Genomic DNA, 14,575 nt, shown 5'->3' on the forward strand with positions numbered 1-14,575 from the left:
AAAAGAAGTCCCAATTATCATATAAATAGTCTTCTAATTGCTGGCTTATATCTTGTAGCCAACATTTTTCTAAAAGTTCGATCTGGTACGTATACCAAAAAGCAGTAGGGCTGAGAATAACTTTATCTAGAGAACCAAAAAATAGTTGTTTGAGATATAAACGAAGCGGAAATTTAGTTTTATGTTTCCAGCCTGAATCCATATGACTTGTTTTCCTTTGTATGCGATCGCGGAGTTTGAATATCCCTCATCAAACCTGCATTTTGTATCTCTTGACTCCAATTAGTTTAGAGCTTAGGCAAAAGATGTGAAGGATTTGTGAACGATCGCATCGGAAATCAAGCTAAGGGAGTAGGGAGCAGAGAGCAGGGAGCAGCGAAAAGAGAGCTGAGGGGGCAGAGGGGCAGAGGGAGAAATTAATTCCGCGCTTCCGTAGCTTGCTGAAGCGTAGGGGTATTCTGAATTCCGAATTCTCCCCACACCCCACATCCTTTCTTCACTGATAACTGACAACTGATAACTGACAATCAACTACCAACTACCCATTACCATCTCTTCTTGTTGCTATTCGTAACTTAGCTGAGCGAGAGCGAGGATTTTGGGCTAGTTCATCTGTTTGGGCAATGAGTGGTTTTTTAGTAATAATTTGTAATAGCTCGGACGCTCGGAAGGCATTTTTGACAATCCGATCTTCTAAACTGTGAAAACTAATAACGATAATACTTCCCCCTGATTTGAGCCAAGTTGGTGCTAGTTGCAGGAAATTTTCTAGGGAGGTTAGTTCGTCATTTATAGCAATTCGCAATGCTTGAAACACGCGGGTAGCAGGGTGGATCCTTCCATGACGATATGCACCAGGAACAGTAGAGGCGATCGCAGCAGCTAGTTCTGTCGTCGTATGAAACGGGCGTTTTTCCACGATCCGCCGAGCAATCCGGCGCGAAAATCTTTCCTCGCCGTAATGAAAGAAAATATCTGCTAGTTTTTTTTCATCCCAGGTGTTAATCGCTTCCGCCGCTGTCAGCGATTGGCGATCGTCCATCCGCATATCTAGAGGCGCGTCATGGCGAAAACTAAAACCTCTTGCCGCTGTATCAAATTGGTAAGAACTTACACCTAAATCGGCGACGATACCATCAAAAGTTGCGTTTTGAGGGGTGTAAGTCGCGAAATTACTCCGTAAAAATTGTACTCGATCGCCAAATTCTGCTAGTTGAGATTGGGCTGCGGCGATCGCGGCTGCATCGCGATCGAGTGCTGTTAGCTTCACATCTGGCGCAGCTTGCAAAATTAGCCGACTATGACCCCCACCTCCGACGGTAGCATCTAGATAGTGTCCCCCCGCTCGCACCGCCAAACCAGCGATTAACTCTCGGCTCAATACAGGAACGTGGCTGAATGTAGCTGGTTCTAGGATTTCTGGTTCTAGTGCATCTGGCTCTAGCGGTGTGGGGGTAACATTCATTTGGAGGCTGTTTGTTTAGTATTTTTTGGTTTGGTGTAAATCGTTGCTCCCTCTATTTTGCCGATTTTTTTCTCTAGGTCGCGAGTACTATCGTTGAAAATAACGACGATCGCTTCCGCTGAAATTTCTCGTATGAGTACACAGACACAATGCCTACACCATATCCCCGCGATTTAATTGGTTACGGTCGTACCCCTCCCGATCCCCAATGGCAAGGACAAGCCCGCGTAGCAGTTCAATTTGTCATTAACTATGAAGAAGGTGGAGAGAACTGCATTCTACATGGAGATATGGCTTCTGAAGCCTTTCTGTCAGAAATTATCGGCGCAGAACCCCTAGCAGGGGCGCGGCACATGAATATTGAGTCGATGTATGAATATGGCAGTCGGGCGGGGTTTTGGCGGCTGTATCGGCTGTTTACGCAAAGAGGGATTCCCGTTACGGTGTACGGGGTAGCGATGGCGTTAGAACGTAACCCCGAAGCAGTAGCCGCCATGCAGGAAGCAGATTGGGAAATTGCCAGCCACGGCTATCGCTGGATTGACTATAAATATTTTGGCGAGGATTTGGAACGAGAACATTTACAAAAAGCGATCGCCATTCATACCCAAGCGACGGGAAGCCGTCCCCTCGGCTGGTATACGGGACGCAATAGCCCACATACGCGCAAGTTGGTAGTAGAAGAAGGCGGGTTTCTCTACGACTCCGACAGCTACGCCGACGATCTGCCTTACTGGGTGCATGGCTACGGTAAACCCCATCTCGTCATTCCTTATACCTTAGATAACAACGACATGCGTTTTGCGACGGCGCAAGGGTTTAATTCAGGCGATCAATTCTTTGCCTATCTGCGCGATGCTTTTGATGTTTTGTACGTCGAGGGAGAAACAGCCCCCAAAATGATGAGTATTGGGTTGCATTGTCGCCTTGTCGGTAGACCTGGTAGGACTGCGGCTTTAGCACGTTTTCTCGATTATATTCAGCAGCGCGATCGCGTTTGGATCTGTCGCCGCATCGACATTGCCCGTCACTGGCACGAACACCATCAGCCCAAAGGGTAATGGGTAAGTAGGGGCAGGTTTATTTTCTGGTGTCTTGTGACAATCGAGCGATCTGTCGAACAAACCTGCCCGTACAACAGTCAAGCATTGGTAGGGGCGGTTTTTTTGAGCATACCTGTGCCATAACAAATGGTTCTTTGGTTAAACCCGCCCGTACAAAAGTCAAGCAGTTTTAGATACGCGAAGATATGAAACAGTTTTCTTCTACCATTGATTATTACCAATTACCAATTACCAATTACCAATTACCCCTTTTCAGGTATTATAGAAAGTTTGCAGTCTTCTAATGCTTGCCCCCAAGGAGTTACTTTTATGGCTCGGATGTACTATGACACAGATGCCAATTTAGATTTATTAGCGCAAAAAACAGTTGCAATCATCGGCTACGGCTCTCAAGGTCATGCCCACGCCCTCAATCTCAAAGATAGTGGTATAAATGTCATAGTCGGGCTATATCCTGGTAGCAAGTCAGCAGAAAAAGCAAAAGCTGCGGGCTTAACAGTATATCCAGTGGCTGAGGCAGCGCAAAAAGCAGACTTAATTATGATTCTGCTGCCGGATGAAGTGCAAAAAAGCGTCTACCAACAAGAAATTGCACCGCATTTGAAAGAAGGTAAAGTCTTAGCTTTTGCCCACGGATTCAACATTCACTTCGCTCAGGTCGTGCCTCCTGCGGATGTAGATGTCGTCATGGTTGCACCGAAGGGACCAGGGCATTTGGTGCGGCGGACATACGAACAAGGACAAGGTGTACCCTGTTTGTTTGCCGTATATCAGGATGCTAGCGGACAAGCCCGCGATCGCGCGATGGCTTACGCTAAAGGTATTGGTGGGACTCGCGCTGGCATTCTCGAAACCACATTTAGAGAAGAGACAGAAACCGATTTATTTGGCGAACAAGCAGTATTGTGTGGTGGTTTGAGTGCATTAATTAAAGCAGGTTTTGAAACTTTAGTTGATGCTGGTTATCAACCAGAATTGGCATATTTTGAATGCCTGCATGAAGTCAAGTTAATTGTTGATTTGATTGTCGAAGGTGGTTTGGCAAAAATGCGCGATAGCATTTCCAACACTGCCGAATATGGCGATTATACTCGCGGTCCCCGGATTGTCACCGACCAGACGAAAGCAGAAATGAAGAAAGTGCTGCAAGAAATTCAATCGGGACAATTTGCGCGGGAATTTGTATTAGAAAACCAAGCTGGTAAACCTGGATTTACTGCCACGCGCCGTCAAGAAGCAGAACATCCAATTGAGGAAGTTGGCAAAGATTTACGTGCCATGTTCAGCTGGATGAAGCAGGATTAAAGCCATTCTTAGCCCCCCTTAAAAAGGGGGACTTTGAAAGCGGAGGTTCCCCTATATCACCTTTGAAAGAAGAAAAAAGCCATTCTTAGCTCTCCTTGAAAGGAGAAAAAACCATTTCTAGCCCCCCTTTTTAAGGGGGGTTGGGGGGATCTCTTTTACCGCAGTCAAAAAGTAAATTGGGATGAGGAAATGTCTTGAGTTTTAGACTCTGAATTCCTCTGAATCTATACTCCAATCCACCGCATGAATTGCCTCTCTCACTGAGTTAATATCAGGTGACACGCACCTTATATGAATGCTATCCGTGCTAAATCGGTCATTACGGGATATATTCAACGTGGTGAGGTTGTCTTAAATAAAGGTTTGTTGGAAAAGTATTTACCAAACCTTCAATACTTGTTGTAGGCTGCCACCAATAATCTCGATTGTTTCCCTACAAACCATCTCGAAGTACAAACCTTCTCCTTAAAACGCAACATCCGCAGCAATCTCCTGCCAGCGAGTCGCCAAATCCTCCGCAGTAGAACTTTCAACAGCGGCAAGGTTTAATGGATAGTCCACATTGTCTCGTTCGATCCAGCGCACGGCTGTGAATTGACCATTGCTTGCCCTTAAGATAAATCCAGACTCTCGGCATTCTGAAGAAGCGAGATATAACACTCCTGGAGCTACTTGATCTGGTCGTAAATCTTCTGGTTCATCCTGGACATTCCACATCCGCGTTTTGGCAACTGGCGAAATCGCGTTCACCAGAATGCCATGCTCTTTGCCTTCAACCGCCAGCACGTTCATCAGACCAATCTGTGCCATTTTTCCCATAGCGTAAGCTGCAAGACCGCCCAGAGCATATTGCTGATAAATCGCTCTATCCGAAGTCGTCAACACAATCCGTCCATAGTGTTGTTGCTTCATCCTGAGAAAGGCAGCTTGAGACAACCACGTTGGTGCTTCTATGTTGATGTTGATGGCGCGTTCTAGAAAATCAGGCGTTAGTTCTTGCACTGACTGATAGGCTACCCATCCCGCATTGTGGATCAAGATATCGACGCGACCAAACTTCTCTAGCGTAGTTTCAACTAGACTTTGGCAGTTGTCTCGACTATCCAGGAGTACATCGCTGGCGATCGCAACTCCACCAGAAACGCAAATTTTCTTGGCGACATCAGCCGCCACATTGGGATCGAAACCAGTCCCCTCTTTATTAACGCCTGCATCGTGGATGACAACTCGCGCTCCTCTTTCTGCCAACAAACGAGCATAGGCTGCTCCTAAACCGCGTCCACTGCCTGTAATAATGGCTACTCGATCGTCAAGTCGAATCACTTGGTTTTCTCCTAAGTTAAATCCTGAACTTGAGTGGGCGTAAGCGCCAGACTCGCTCGCTCGTTGGCACAAGCGCGATCGCCTCCACGATTTTTGTCCCAGTTCATTTGTTTTCTCCGATACAAAAGCGATGAGACGCGCCTCATATTTCTTACGATATTGAACAGCCATGTGACTGTCCAATATATATTTGACTAAGATTAATAGGTTAGACATATAAGTGTGATAGAACTACGGCATTTGCACTACTTCATCGCGGTGGCTGAGGAACTGCATTTTAGTCGAGCAGCAGTGCGGTTGTGCATTTCCCAACCTCCGCTCAGTCAGCAGATTCGCGATCTGGAAGATGAACTAGGAGTTAAGCTGTTTGAGAGAACGAAGCGGCAAGTGCAGCTGACTGAAGCAGGCAAAGTGTTTTTAGAGCGCTCCTATGGAGTGTTAGCGCAACTCGAACAGGCGATCGAAGCGACACAACGGATAGGGCGGGGTGAAGTTGGACGGTTGGCGATCGGGTTTGTCGGCTCGGCGACGTATACCGTACTACCAGATATTGTAAGTGTCTTTCGAGAACAGTTTCCTGCGGTAGAACTGCGATTGCATGAACTGACAACGCAAGAGCAAATTCAAGCCTTGCATCACAAACAGATTGATGTCGGCATTGTTCGTTCTGCCATCGTCGAGCCAGGTTTGAGTGTGGAATGTATTTTGCAAGAATCAATAATATTGGCGTTGCCAGAAACCCATCCGTTCTCTGCCCAGACTCAAGTGTCTCTCTTCACATTGGTAGATGAATTGTTCATCCTATTTCCTGCCAAAATGGGACCGATCTTTTACGAGCAGATTATTCACATTTGTCAAAAAGCTGGATTTCGTCCGAAAGTTGCTCAGGAGGCAGTTCAGATGCAAACGATCGTCGGCTTGGTTGCAGCAGGACTGGGTATAGCTTTCGTTCCCGCCTCCTTGCAAAATTTCCCTAGAAGCGGAGTCATTTATAGACCTTTACAAGAGCAGACACCTAAGACCGGACTTTATCTTGCTTGGCGACAGCATGATTCCTCTCCAGTCATAAAAGCATTTCTCAGTTTGGCACAGAAGACAACGCAATCGGAGTCAAATCGTGATGATACGCGAGGCAGTTAGAGATCGATCGCCTCACCTAATAGCCTCCAAGTCCTGTCTGGGCACTAACCTGAAGCAGCCTAACTTCATGTAGCTCCACTAACGCCAAATACTAAGATAAGATTTTCAAGCCATAGTTCAAGTCATAAAATGCGATCGCACCTGAAAACCCATGCAAGTTAACTGGCAAATAGCCAAAACCTACGAAGACATTCTCTATCACAAAACAGACGGAATTGCCAAAATTACCATCAACCGTCCCCATAAACGCAATGCCTTTCGTCCCAAAACCATCTTTGAAATGTACGATGCATTTTGCGATGCGAGGGAAGACAGGAACATCGGCGTTATTTTGCTCACGGGTGCTGGACCTCATACAGATGGTAAATATGCCTTCTGTGCGGGCGGCGACCAAAGCGTTAGGGGTAAAGCTGGCTATGTCGATGATGAAGGGACTCCCCGCTTAAATGTCTTAGATTTGCAACGCCTAATTCGTTCCATGCCCAAAGTTGTCATTGCCTTGGTAGCGGGATATGCGATTGGGGGGGGACACGTCCTGCACGTCGTTTGCGACCTCACTATTGCCGCTGATAATGCCATATTCGGACAGACAGGTCCCAAAGTTGGTAGTTTTGATGGTGGGTTTGGGGCTAGCTATCTGGCGCGAATTGTCGGACAGAAAAAAGCGCGAGAAATTTGGTTTCTTTGCCGTCAATATAATGCTACCGAAGCCTTAGAAATGGGTTTAGTTAACTGCGTCGTTCCCGTCGAACAACTAGAAGCAGAAGGAATTCAATGGGCAAGTGAAATTTTACAAAAAAGTCCCTTGGCAATCCGCTGTCTCAAAGCTGCTTTTAATGCCGATTGCGACGGACAAGCAGGCTTACAAGAACTGGCTGGTAACGCCACTTTACTCTACTACATGACAGAAGAAGGAACCGAAGGCAAACAGGCATTTTTAGAAAAGCGCCAACCAGATTTTCGCCAATATCCTTGGTTGCCTTAATCTTAAGTTGTAGAGACGCACCATACTATGTCTCTACAACTTTTAATCTAGTTCGATAAAAAAATCGCACCACTGAAATTGGGATGCGATGTAGGTTTTAAAATGATTGATTGAATTTTTTTAAATTAAATTAGGTTTAAATTACATTTTTGGTGTATTCAGCCGGAGCCGAAAGATCGTTACGTAAAGATACAACTATGCTAGTAACGCCTGTTGCTGTCTCTGAATCCGAACGTGGCTGAACTCTGTTTCTAGTAACTCAGGCTCAGGCAGTTTGAGAGTAGTTGCGACAGGAGCAGCAGCAAGCACTGAAGCAGAAGTCAAAGACATCATTTCTTCTACTAAATTATCCCAATTGGAAGCAAAAGCAGTTACAGCTAAACTACAAGCTTTCCAATTGCCCTGAACTGGCACTTCCAGAACCTGACACTTACCACCTCGCCGTCCTTCTGGCTGGTAGTGCTGGCAATAACGACAGGCAGAAGTTATGGGATTGCAGCTGGTCATATAAATAGCTGTTGTGGATAGGTCTACAGCATTTATTTTGCCTCTAAGGTTTTAGGGACTCAGAGGCATCAACTGAAGAATCACTCTAGGTTCTAGCGATCTCAAAGCTAAAAATAACTTTAGAATTTATTTAGACTTGTCCCAGAAGGCTCAAATAATAACTACTTAAATTCAAGCAAAAACGATTGGGGATCAATCGGAAGAAAATCTTAAACTCGTAAAACTTACATTGACTTCCACAAAGAAAAATGCTCTAAAAGCGCGAAACTGAAGAGGGAATTTTAGCCAACAGTAAATTTACTACAAATCATCTCGCCTCTGTCGCTAGAGGTATTTTAGGACTTAAATAAATAGTGAAAGAAGATCCTAATAAGAGTAGCTTTTGATGAAATGCCAGCAGCAATTCCTACCACTGCTTAGCAGCACAAATCGAACAAATTCCCCATCGCTCCAGTTCGCCTACAGGTGTATGACAGTGACACTGGGGGCATAAGGGTAAGTGACGCGATCGCGTTTGTGTAACTTCAGTCCAGTGTCTAAACGCTGCTTGAGGATGGCGAAAGCGCAGCTGGCGATCGCCCTTTGCGGCTGAATTGTTGCCAACCCAACTCGGGTGATCGCACCCTAACCCAGAAGAAGTGCGATCGCCAATTAATGAATCCTGTTTTGCCAGCTGCTGCCACTGAGCGCTAGAAAAGCGAATATCTAGCAAAGGTTGCGGTAATTGAGCATTTAACTTCTCTAAAATCCGCTGTCGTCTGAAAGCGAGTTCTTGCGCCCAGACAGCACTAGAAGTCGCGACCCAGAGAACTTGTCTTTGAATGGAAACTGGGCGAGTATGAGTAGCTACCATTGCCCCAACAGCCTCAACCCAGTACTGTAATACTCTTTGAAGCGGCTGCTCTTGCCAGCGACTTTCCTGTTTGATGGAGTTTAGTATATTGCCTAAAGGATTGAGGGACATGGGAGTTGGAAGACAAGGGAGACAAGGAAGACAAGGGGGACAAGGGGGACAAGGGAGACAAGGGGGGCAAGGGAGCAATTCTAATCACTAGCCACCAGCCAGTAGCCACTCTTTACTGACAACTGAATAACTGAATCTCAGGTAAGATACCATGTGTTTAATACTCTAACTAAATTAGTTGTTGAGCAATTTAGCTTTTGCCAGTGACGGGTTGGAGGGATTTAGCTTTAAGTCAGAACAACACCAATTAAATCGTTCATCAGAATGGAGAGCTGTCATGGGATTGATTGACCGCATCCTCAGAGTTATTCGCGCTAATTTTAATGCCTTGGTTGGGCAAGCGGAAGATCCAGAAAAAATTCTGGAGCAAACGGTCATGGATATGCAGGAAGATTTAGTTCAACTGCGACAGGCTGTAGCACAGGCGATCGCTACCCAAAAGCGCACCGAAAGACAGGCTCACCAAGCTCAGTCTAACTCTGAAGAATGGTATCGTCGCGCTCAACTTGCCCTACAGCAAGGGAACGACGTGTTAGCACGAGAAGCACTGACGCGCCGCAAATCCTATCAAGACACGGGTACTGCCCTTACAGCCCAAATCGAACAGCAAAATAATATCGTCGTCAGACTGAAGAAAGATTTGCAAACACTGGAGAGCAAAATTTCTGAAGCGCGTACTAAGAAAGATATGTATATCGCTAGGGCGCGATCGGCGCAAGCTACTCAAAGACTGAATGAAGTGCTAGGGGGTGTAAATACAACTAGTTCTCTGGGTGCGTTTGAGCGGATGGAAGAAAAAGTTTTGCAACTAGAAGCCCAATCAGAGGCGATCGCCGAATTAAGTAGCGACGACTTGCAAAAACAATTCGCCACCCTAGAAGCCAGCAGCGACATCGATTCTGAACTTGCCAATATGAAAGCACAACTTTCAGGACAAACACCCCCGCCGCAACTACCCAACAGTAACTAGTGAAGAATGGGGTGTAGGGTGTAGGGTGTGGGGTGTGGGAAGTGTGGGAGGATGCTCGAAGAATTTTGTCCCTGCTCTCCCTAGTCCCCCTTGTCTCCCTGACAACTGGTCACTGGTCACCGATCGCTGGTCACCGATCGCTGGTCACCGATCGCTGCTCCCTGACAACTGATAACTGATAACCGATAACTGTATATAAGGCATATGTTAAGAATAAAAGCAGAGATGAATTAACTTTGCTTTGAGCAAACATAAATCATTCGTGCTGCGCCAGCACTCGCTACCTACTACTCAAACCGTGAACTCCGAAGGAAAAGCATAATTATGGGATTATTTGACCGGATTAGCAGGGTTGTCAAATCTAACCTCAACGATTTAGTCAGCAAGGCAGAAGATCCAGAAAAAATTCTAGAGCAAGCGCTTCTAGAAATGCAGGAAGATTTAATCCAGTTGCGGCAAGGTGTTGCTCAAGCGATCGCTGCCCAGAAGCGTACCGAACAGCAATACAAACAAAACCAAAATGAATCAGAAAGGTGGGATCGTAACGCCCGTCTAGCTTTGCAAAAAGGCGATGAAAACTTAGCTCGGCAAGCCCTAGAGCGTAAGAAAAATTATCTTGAAACAGCAAATACGCTCAAAGCTACTTTAGATGGGCAAGTCACTCAAATTGATACCCTCAAGCGCAACCTGATTGCGTTGGAAAGTAAAATTTCTGAGGCGAAGACGAAAAAAGATATGCTCAAAGCACGTAGTTCTGCTGCTAAAGCGCAGGAACAACTACAAGGCACAGTTGGACGCTTAGGTACTAGCAGTGCTATGGCAGCCTTCGAGCGGATGGAAGAAAAAGTCATGATGCAAGAAGCCCGAGCGCAGGCGGTTGGAGAACTAGCTGGGAACGATCTAGAAAGCCAATTTGCTGCATTAGAAGCTGGTAGCGATGTCGATGACGAACTAGCAGCATTAAAAGCTCAAATGTCTCTAGGTCCAGCAACATCATCAAATCAACCTTCTCTACCACAAGCAAACGAGCAGTCAACTGCTGCCAAAAATCCAGTTGTGGATGCAGAGTTAGAAGACTTGAAAAAACAGTTGGATCAATTGTAAATGTTGGCAACGAAGGACAAGGGAGACAAGGGGAGAATTCAAAATTCACGCATTCAAAATTTAAAAGTTAAAATGACTCCTGGCTCCTGTACGGGCGGGTTTTGAGCCTAGATTTCCTACTGAAGTTGTTCATCTATTTGCGCGCACCCGCCCCTACGACTCCTGATAACTGATAACTGTTCACTGTTTGCTGGTGACGCTGACGCGGCGATCGAGAGCGTCTCCCGTTTTGTAGACGTAATGGAAAGCTTGACGATCGCCCAATACCTCCGCCCGTAAAAACAGCGCACTCCAACGCGCTACAGTTTCTACTGCCCGCGATTGCTCGATTTGTGGTTTGTTAGAGTCTGGGATTGGACCTGGTGGATTATTGGTATTCGTGATGCCGTAATGATTTGCACCTGAAACGGTAATCAGAGCTTTGGCAGGAGATTGGATATTGGCATAAGTAGCTTGCGCTCTTTTGGGTAAAGCAATGCTATCGCGATCGCCTTGAATCAGAGCAATAGGAATACCAGCATTTTTGATAGGAATATACTCTTGAGTTGCTGGGTCGCGCAGACTTGTTCCAAAAAATGCTCCACCTACAAGCTCTTTAGGACGTTTGAAGGAACCCTCACACGTAACAGGAATAATGCACAAGTTGCCGATCGCAGATAAACCGACAGCACCACCAGCAGAGTGACCGAGTAATGTGAGTTTTTGAGGATCGACAATCTTCGCAATTGGCGTGGAGCTGGACTTTTCTATTTTAATTTGGTTTAAAACTGCGTCGATTTGAGAAGTATCCGGCAGCAGCCCTGTAAATCCAAATTGAGGCAGCGATCGCTGTTGAATGGGAACGACTACAACAAACCCGTAACTAGCGACAATTCTGGCGAAATCGCTATAACTAGACTTATCAACATTTGCTCCTGGCAGCAGTAAGGCAACGGGAAATCGCTGTCGCCCCTGCTCTTTAGGAGGCTGTTGGGGATAATATATGTCTGCTGGATTTTGATTCGCCGCGATCGTCGTACTGTAACTGGCAACTCGCTCGAATAAAGGTGTTGGTGTTGCTGTTGAAGTTCGAGCGCTGCTAGTTCTGCCTACACCTGTGAAAATAGCGATCGCTAACGCAGTTATAGCCCATTTTTGCCGCATAGCAGTAAAACTCATACAAATCCTCTGGAATCACTGTCGATCGCCAAGACAATTCAAAGGGCTAGATAGAATACTATGAGTACTACACCTGCAACTGATGAATTTTGGGAAAACCGAAGCATTTATTTTTAGACAAGTGGCGATCGGCGGGTCATTGGTCATCGGTCAGTGGCAACTAGCCATTGATAACTGATAACTGATAACTGATAACTGATAATAGTTGAGTGGTAAAAGAGGCTGTTAAGGAATAGTCACATGAGCAACGCAATTCAGATCGCAGACAAAGAGTTTGAAACAGAAGTTATCAAAGCTGACCGACCCGTATTGATCTACTTCTGGGCTTCTTGGTGTGGTCCTTGCCGATTGATGTCACCTGCTATTGATTGGGTAGCTGAGAACTATAGCGATCGCCTCAAGGTCGTGAAAATGGAAGTCGATCCTAACCCTGCTACAGTCAAGCTGTACAAAGTAGAAGGAGTCCCTGCCCTGCGCTTAATTCGCGGTACGGAGGTCATTGCTGCTTCCGAAGGAGCGCTGAGCAAACAAAAAATCACCGATATGTTAGATACCTATTTGCAGCAATAAGAAACTTGTACGGGCGCACAGCCGTGCGCCTCTACCTACTCCCCAAAAAATTATGCAGTTTGCCAATCGTTTAGAGTGCTTGAAAGCAAATGTTTTTGCCGATATGGATCGGGCAAAGGCAAGAGCAATATTAGCTGGGCGAGATGCGATCGACCTGTCCCTGGGTTCTGCCGATCTATCCGCTGAAGCGCACGTTACAGAAGCGATCGCCCAATCTCTCCACGACCCCAAAACCCACGGATACTTACTTTTTCACGGCACTCAAAACTTTCGTCAAGCCGCAGCCCGCTGGTACGAGCAAAAATTCGGTATTGCTGTCGATCCACAAACTGAAGTTCTGCCCCTAATTGGCTCTCAAGAAGGGACAGCCCATCTACCTCTAGCCATACTCAACCCAGGAGACTTTGCTTTACTCCTCGATCCTGGCTATCCTTCCCATGCTGGCGGAGTCTACCTTGCTAGCGGTCAAATTTATCCCATGCCCCTGCTTGCAGAAAATAATTTTTTACCTGTTTTAGCCGACATTCCTGCCCCGGTATTAGCACAGGCGCGGATGATGGTACTGAGTTATCCCCACAACCCCACCACCGCCATCGCACCCCTTTCCTTCTTCCGAGAGGCAGTTGCCTTTTGCCAACAACACGATTTAGTCCTCGTCCACGATTTCCCCTATGTCGATTTGGTGTTTGAGGACTTAGGGAGCAGGGAGCAGGGAGCAGGGAGCAGTAACTTCCGAATTCGGAATTCCGAATTCGGAATTCCGAATTCGCTCCTAGCTCCTTCAATTTTGCAAGCCGATCCAGAGAAAAGCGTTTCGATTGAGTTTTTTACCCTTTCTAAGTCATATAACATGGGAGGCTTCCGCATCGGATATGCGATCGGTAATTCTCAACTGATTGCAGCTTTGCGCCAGGTGAAAGCCGCAGTCGATTTTAATCAATATCGAGGAATATTAAATGGGGCGATCGCTGCTTTGAGTGGCGACCAAACTGGAGTGCAAAGAATGGTAGAAACTTTTCGCCAACGCCGCGATCGCTTTGCGAGTGCCTTACATCGTATTGGCTGGCAAGTTTCCATCCCTCAAGCAACCATGTATATCTGGGCAAAACTACCTGCACCTTGGGATAGAGATTCTGTCAGCTTTTGCACTCAATTAGTAGAAGCGACTGGAGTTGCAGTTTCTCCCGGTGCTGGTTTTGGTAAATCTGGTGAAGGATACGTCCGTTTTGCCCTGGTTCAATCGCCTGATGTTTTAGAAACGGCTGTGGATCGGATCGCTCAATTCTGGAAAGATTAGAGACAAAGATTAGAAAATTTTGGTAATTGCACCCTTACTTGCTTCCGAAACTCGCTAACTGCTCGCTCGGTGACAATTTGCCATTATACTTGTGCTTGACTAATATGAATGATAACTAGCTAAGTGACAACTAGTCGCAAATATAAATTCAGTTTTGTTTTAAATTGGTCTTCAATATAAAACTTTGAAGTGTGATACAAGCAACAACATTTATTTATTTACACAAGTGAGCAACGCTGGATCGGTTGCACCAGCCAACCCTATTCCAAAACGAATTTTATTGGTTGAAGATAACTATCTCAATCGACAGATGTTGGAAGATTATCTAGTTTTTTGTGGATACCAGGTTTTGGGTTTAGCGGATGGCACTGGATTTTTTCAAGCTTTAGCTGACTTTCGACCCGAACTAATTTTATTAGACTTAAGGTTACCAGGTATTGACGGTTATACTTTACTCGAACAAAAGAGTTGCAGACAAGACTATCAAAGTATTCCAGTTATTGTGGTTTCTGCTTTTGCTTTCAAAGCCGACCAGCAGCGAGCTTTGAAGTTAGGTACAAAGCGTTATTTTGTCAAGCCAGTCAGTTTGAGAGATTTGAAACAGGCAATAGAAGAAGAACTACAGCGATCGTAGAACCTCTTCTGAAATCATTCATCGCGCTGTTGCGTCACAAACTCCTCTACTGTCTGGCTGAGATTTTGTAAGTCCTGACCAATAACTGT

Annotated in this window: 17 protein-coding genes; 9 read left to right on the top strand and 8 right to left on the bottom strand. The window is 45.9% G+C overall.

The window, feature by feature from the left end; genetic code table 11:
* Positions 1–202: hypothetical protein (locus ACRC32_RS17700; protein ID WP_438555204.1), on the bottom strand; the 202-nt coding region annotated here is incomplete at its 3' end.
* Positions 203–538: 336 nt separating this feature from the next.
* A complete protein-coding gene (gene rsmH / locus ACRC32_RS17705; protein ID WP_438555205.1) occupies positions 539–1,465 on the bottom strand; it encodes a 16S rRNA (cytosine(1402)-N(4))-methyltransferase RsmH in 927 nt (308 codons plus the stop codon).
* Between the two features lie 149 nt (positions 1,466–1,614).
* On the opposite strand from rsmH, the gene puuE reads away from it, so the two are divergent.
* Both puuE and ilvC read left to right on the top strand, forming a co-directional pair.
* Entirely contained in the window at positions 1,615–2,526 is a 912-nt protein-coding gene (gene puuE, locus ACRC32_RS17710) for an allantoinase PuuE (protein WP_438555206.1), read from the top strand.
* 312 nt (positions 2,527–2,838) lie between these two features.
* A complete protein-coding gene (gene ilvC / locus ACRC32_RS17715) occupies positions 2,839–3,834 on the top strand; it encodes a ketol-acid reductoisomerase (protein WP_438555207.1) in 996 nt (331 codons plus the stop codon).
* 465 nt (positions 3,835–4,299) lie between these two features.
* Here the strand turns inward: ilvC and ACRC32_RS17720 are convergent, their stop codons facing one another.
* Entirely contained in the window at positions 4,300–5,154 is an 855-nt protein-coding gene (locus tag ACRC32_RS17720; RefSeq protein WP_438555216.1) for an SDR family NAD(P)-dependent oxidoreductase, read from the bottom strand.
* Between the two features lie 228 nt (positions 5,155–5,382).
* On the opposite strand from ACRC32_RS17720, the gene ACRC32_RS17725 reads away from it, so the two are divergent.
* Both ACRC32_RS17725 and menB read left to right on the top strand, forming a co-directional pair.
* A complete protein-coding gene (locus ACRC32_RS17725) occupies positions 5,383–6,297 on the top strand; it encodes a LysR substrate-binding domain-containing protein (protein ID WP_438555217.1) in 915 nt (304 codons plus the stop codon).
* A 151-nt stretch (positions 6,298–6,448) separates the two neighbouring features.
* Positions 6,449–7,282: a 1,4-dihydroxy-2-naphthoyl-CoA synthase gene (menB, locus tag ACRC32_RS17730; protein WP_015157203.1), complete on the top strand. Its 834-nt coding sequence runs from the start codon at positions 6,449–6,451 to the stop codon at positions 7,280–7,282.
* A gap of 195 nt (positions 7,283–7,477) precedes the next feature.
* Here the strand turns inward: menB and ACRC32_RS17735 are convergent, their stop codons facing one another.
* Together ACRC32_RS17735 and ACRC32_RS17740 are read right to left on the bottom strand one after the other, a co-directional pair.
* Complete coding sequence (locus ACRC32_RS17735) at positions 7,478–7,789, bottom strand: hypothetical protein (protein ID WP_438555208.1); 312 nt, start codon at positions 7,787–7,789, stop codon at positions 7,478–7,480.
* 406 nt (positions 7,790–8,195) lie between these two features.
* Positions 8,196–8,753 carry a DUF721 domain-containing protein gene (locus ACRC32_RS17740; RefSeq protein ID WP_438555209.1) on the bottom strand — a complete coding sequence of 186 codons (558 nt, stop codon included), beginning with the start codon at positions 8,751–8,753 and terminating at the stop codon, positions 8,196–8,198.
* 277 nt (positions 8,754–9,030) lie between these two features.
* Between ACRC32_RS17740 and ACRC32_RS17745 the strand changes: the two genes are divergently transcribed.
* Entirely contained in the window at positions 9,031–9,723 is a 693-nt protein-coding gene (locus tag ACRC32_RS17745) for a PspA/IM30 family protein (protein WP_438555218.1), read from the top strand.
* On the opposite strand, the gene ACRC32_RS17750 is transcribed toward ACRC32_RS17745, so the two are convergent.
* A complete protein-coding gene (locus tag ACRC32_RS17750; protein ID WP_438555210.1) occupies positions 9,706–9,843 on the bottom strand; it encodes a hypothetical protein in 138 nt (45 codons plus the stop codon). The genes ACRC32_RS17745 and ACRC32_RS17750 overlap by 18 nt on opposite strands.
* Positions 9,844–9,853: 10 nt before the next feature.
* Positions 9,854–9,976 carry a hypothetical protein gene (locus ACRC32_RS17755; RefSeq protein WP_438555211.1) on the bottom strand — a complete coding sequence of 41 codons (123 nt, stop codon included), beginning with the start codon at positions 9,974–9,976 and terminating at the stop codon, positions 9,854–9,856.
* 71 nt (positions 9,977–10,047) lie between these two features.
* Between ACRC32_RS17755 and ACRC32_RS17760 the strand changes: the two genes are divergently transcribed.
* Positions 10,048–10,827, top strand: a complete 780-nt coding sequence (locus tag ACRC32_RS17760) for a PspA/IM30 family protein (RefSeq protein WP_039713435.1) — start codon at positions 10,048–10,050, stop codon at positions 10,825–10,827.
* A gap of 180 nt (positions 10,828–11,007) precedes the next feature.
* On the opposite strand, the gene ACRC32_RS17765 is transcribed toward ACRC32_RS17760, so the two are convergent.
* Positions 11,008–11,985 (bottom strand): alpha/beta hydrolase family protein, encoded by a 978-nt coding sequence (locus tag ACRC32_RS17765; RefSeq protein ID WP_438555212.1) that lies wholly within the window; start codon positions 11,983–11,985, stop codon positions 11,008–11,010.
* Between the two features lie 240 nt (positions 11,986–12,225).
* Here ACRC32_RS17765 and ACRC32_RS17770 point away from each other — a divergent pair, with 240 nt between their 5' ends.
* From ACRC32_RS17770 to ACRC32_RS17780, 3 genes are all read left to right on the top strand, one after another.
* Complete coding sequence (locus ACRC32_RS17770) at positions 12,226–12,555, top strand: thioredoxin family protein (RefSeq protein WP_438555213.1); 330 nt, start codon at positions 12,226–12,228, stop codon at positions 12,553–12,555.
* Positions 12,556–12,607: 52 nt separating this feature from the next.
* A complete protein-coding gene (locus ACRC32_RS17775; protein WP_438555214.1) occupies positions 12,608–13,852 on the top strand; it encodes an LL-diaminopimelate aminotransferase in 1,245 nt (414 codons plus the stop codon).
* A 226-nt stretch (positions 13,853–14,078) separates the two neighbouring features.
* A complete protein-coding gene (locus ACRC32_RS17780) occupies positions 14,079–14,486 on the top strand; it encodes a response regulator (protein ID WP_438555215.1) in 408 nt (135 codons plus the stop codon).
* Positions 14,487–14,575 lie beyond the last annotated feature (89 nt).

The sequence above is a fragment of the Chroococcidiopsis sp. genome (assembly GCF_051657925.1).
Classification (GTDB): domain Bacteria; phylum Cyanobacteriota; class Cyanobacteriia; order Cyanobacteriales; family Chroococcidiopsidaceae; genus Chroococcidiopsis.

Excerpts from the sequence above, each read along its gene's own strand:
- ACRC32_RS17775 (WP_438555214.1), top strand. The coding sequence starts at position 12,608 with ATGCAGTTTGCCAATCGTTTAGAGTGCTTGAAAGCAAATGTTTTTGCC.
- ACRC32_RS17745 (WP_438555218.1), top strand. The coding sequence starts at position 9,031 with ATGGGATTGATTGACCGCATCCTCAGAGTTATTCGCGCTAATTTTAAT.
- rsmH (WP_438555205.1), bottom strand. The coding sequence starts at position 1,465 with ATGAATGTTACCCCCACACCGCTAGAGCCAGATGCACTAGAACCAGAA.
- ACRC32_RS17735 (WP_438555208.1), bottom strand. The coding sequence starts at position 7,789 with ATGACCAGCTGCAATCCCATAACTTCTGCCTGTCGTTATTGCCAGCAC.
- ACRC32_RS17760 (WP_039713435.1), top strand. The coding sequence starts at position 10,048 with ATGGGATTATTTGACCGGATTAGCAGGGTTGTCAAATCTAACCTCAAC.
- puuE (WP_438555206.1), top strand. The coding sequence starts at position 1,615 with ATGCCTACACCATATCCCCGCGATTTAATTGGTTACGGTCGTACCCCT.
- ACRC32_RS17765 (WP_438555212.1), bottom strand. The coding sequence starts at position 11,985 with ATGAGTTTTACTGCTATGCGGCAAAAATGGGCTATAACTGCGTTAGCG.
- ACRC32_RS17740 (WP_438555209.1), bottom strand. The coding sequence starts at position 8,753 with ATGTCCCTCAATCCTTTAGGCAATATACTAAACTCCATCAAACAGGAA.
- ACRC32_RS17755 (WP_438555211.1), bottom strand. The coding sequence starts at position 9,976 with ATGTTTGCTCAAAGCAAAGTTAATTCATCTCTGCTTTTATTCTTAACA.
- menB (WP_015157203.1), top strand. The coding sequence starts at position 6,449 with ATGCAAGTTAACTGGCAAATAGCCAAAACCTACGAAGACATTCTCTAT.
- ACRC32_RS17770 (WP_438555213.1), top strand. The coding sequence starts at position 12,226 with ATGAGCAACGCAATTCAGATCGCAGACAAAGAGTTTGAAACAGAAGTT.
- ilvC (WP_438555207.1), top strand. The coding sequence starts at position 2,839 with ATGGCTCGGATGTACTATGACACAGATGCCAATTTAGATTTATTAGCG.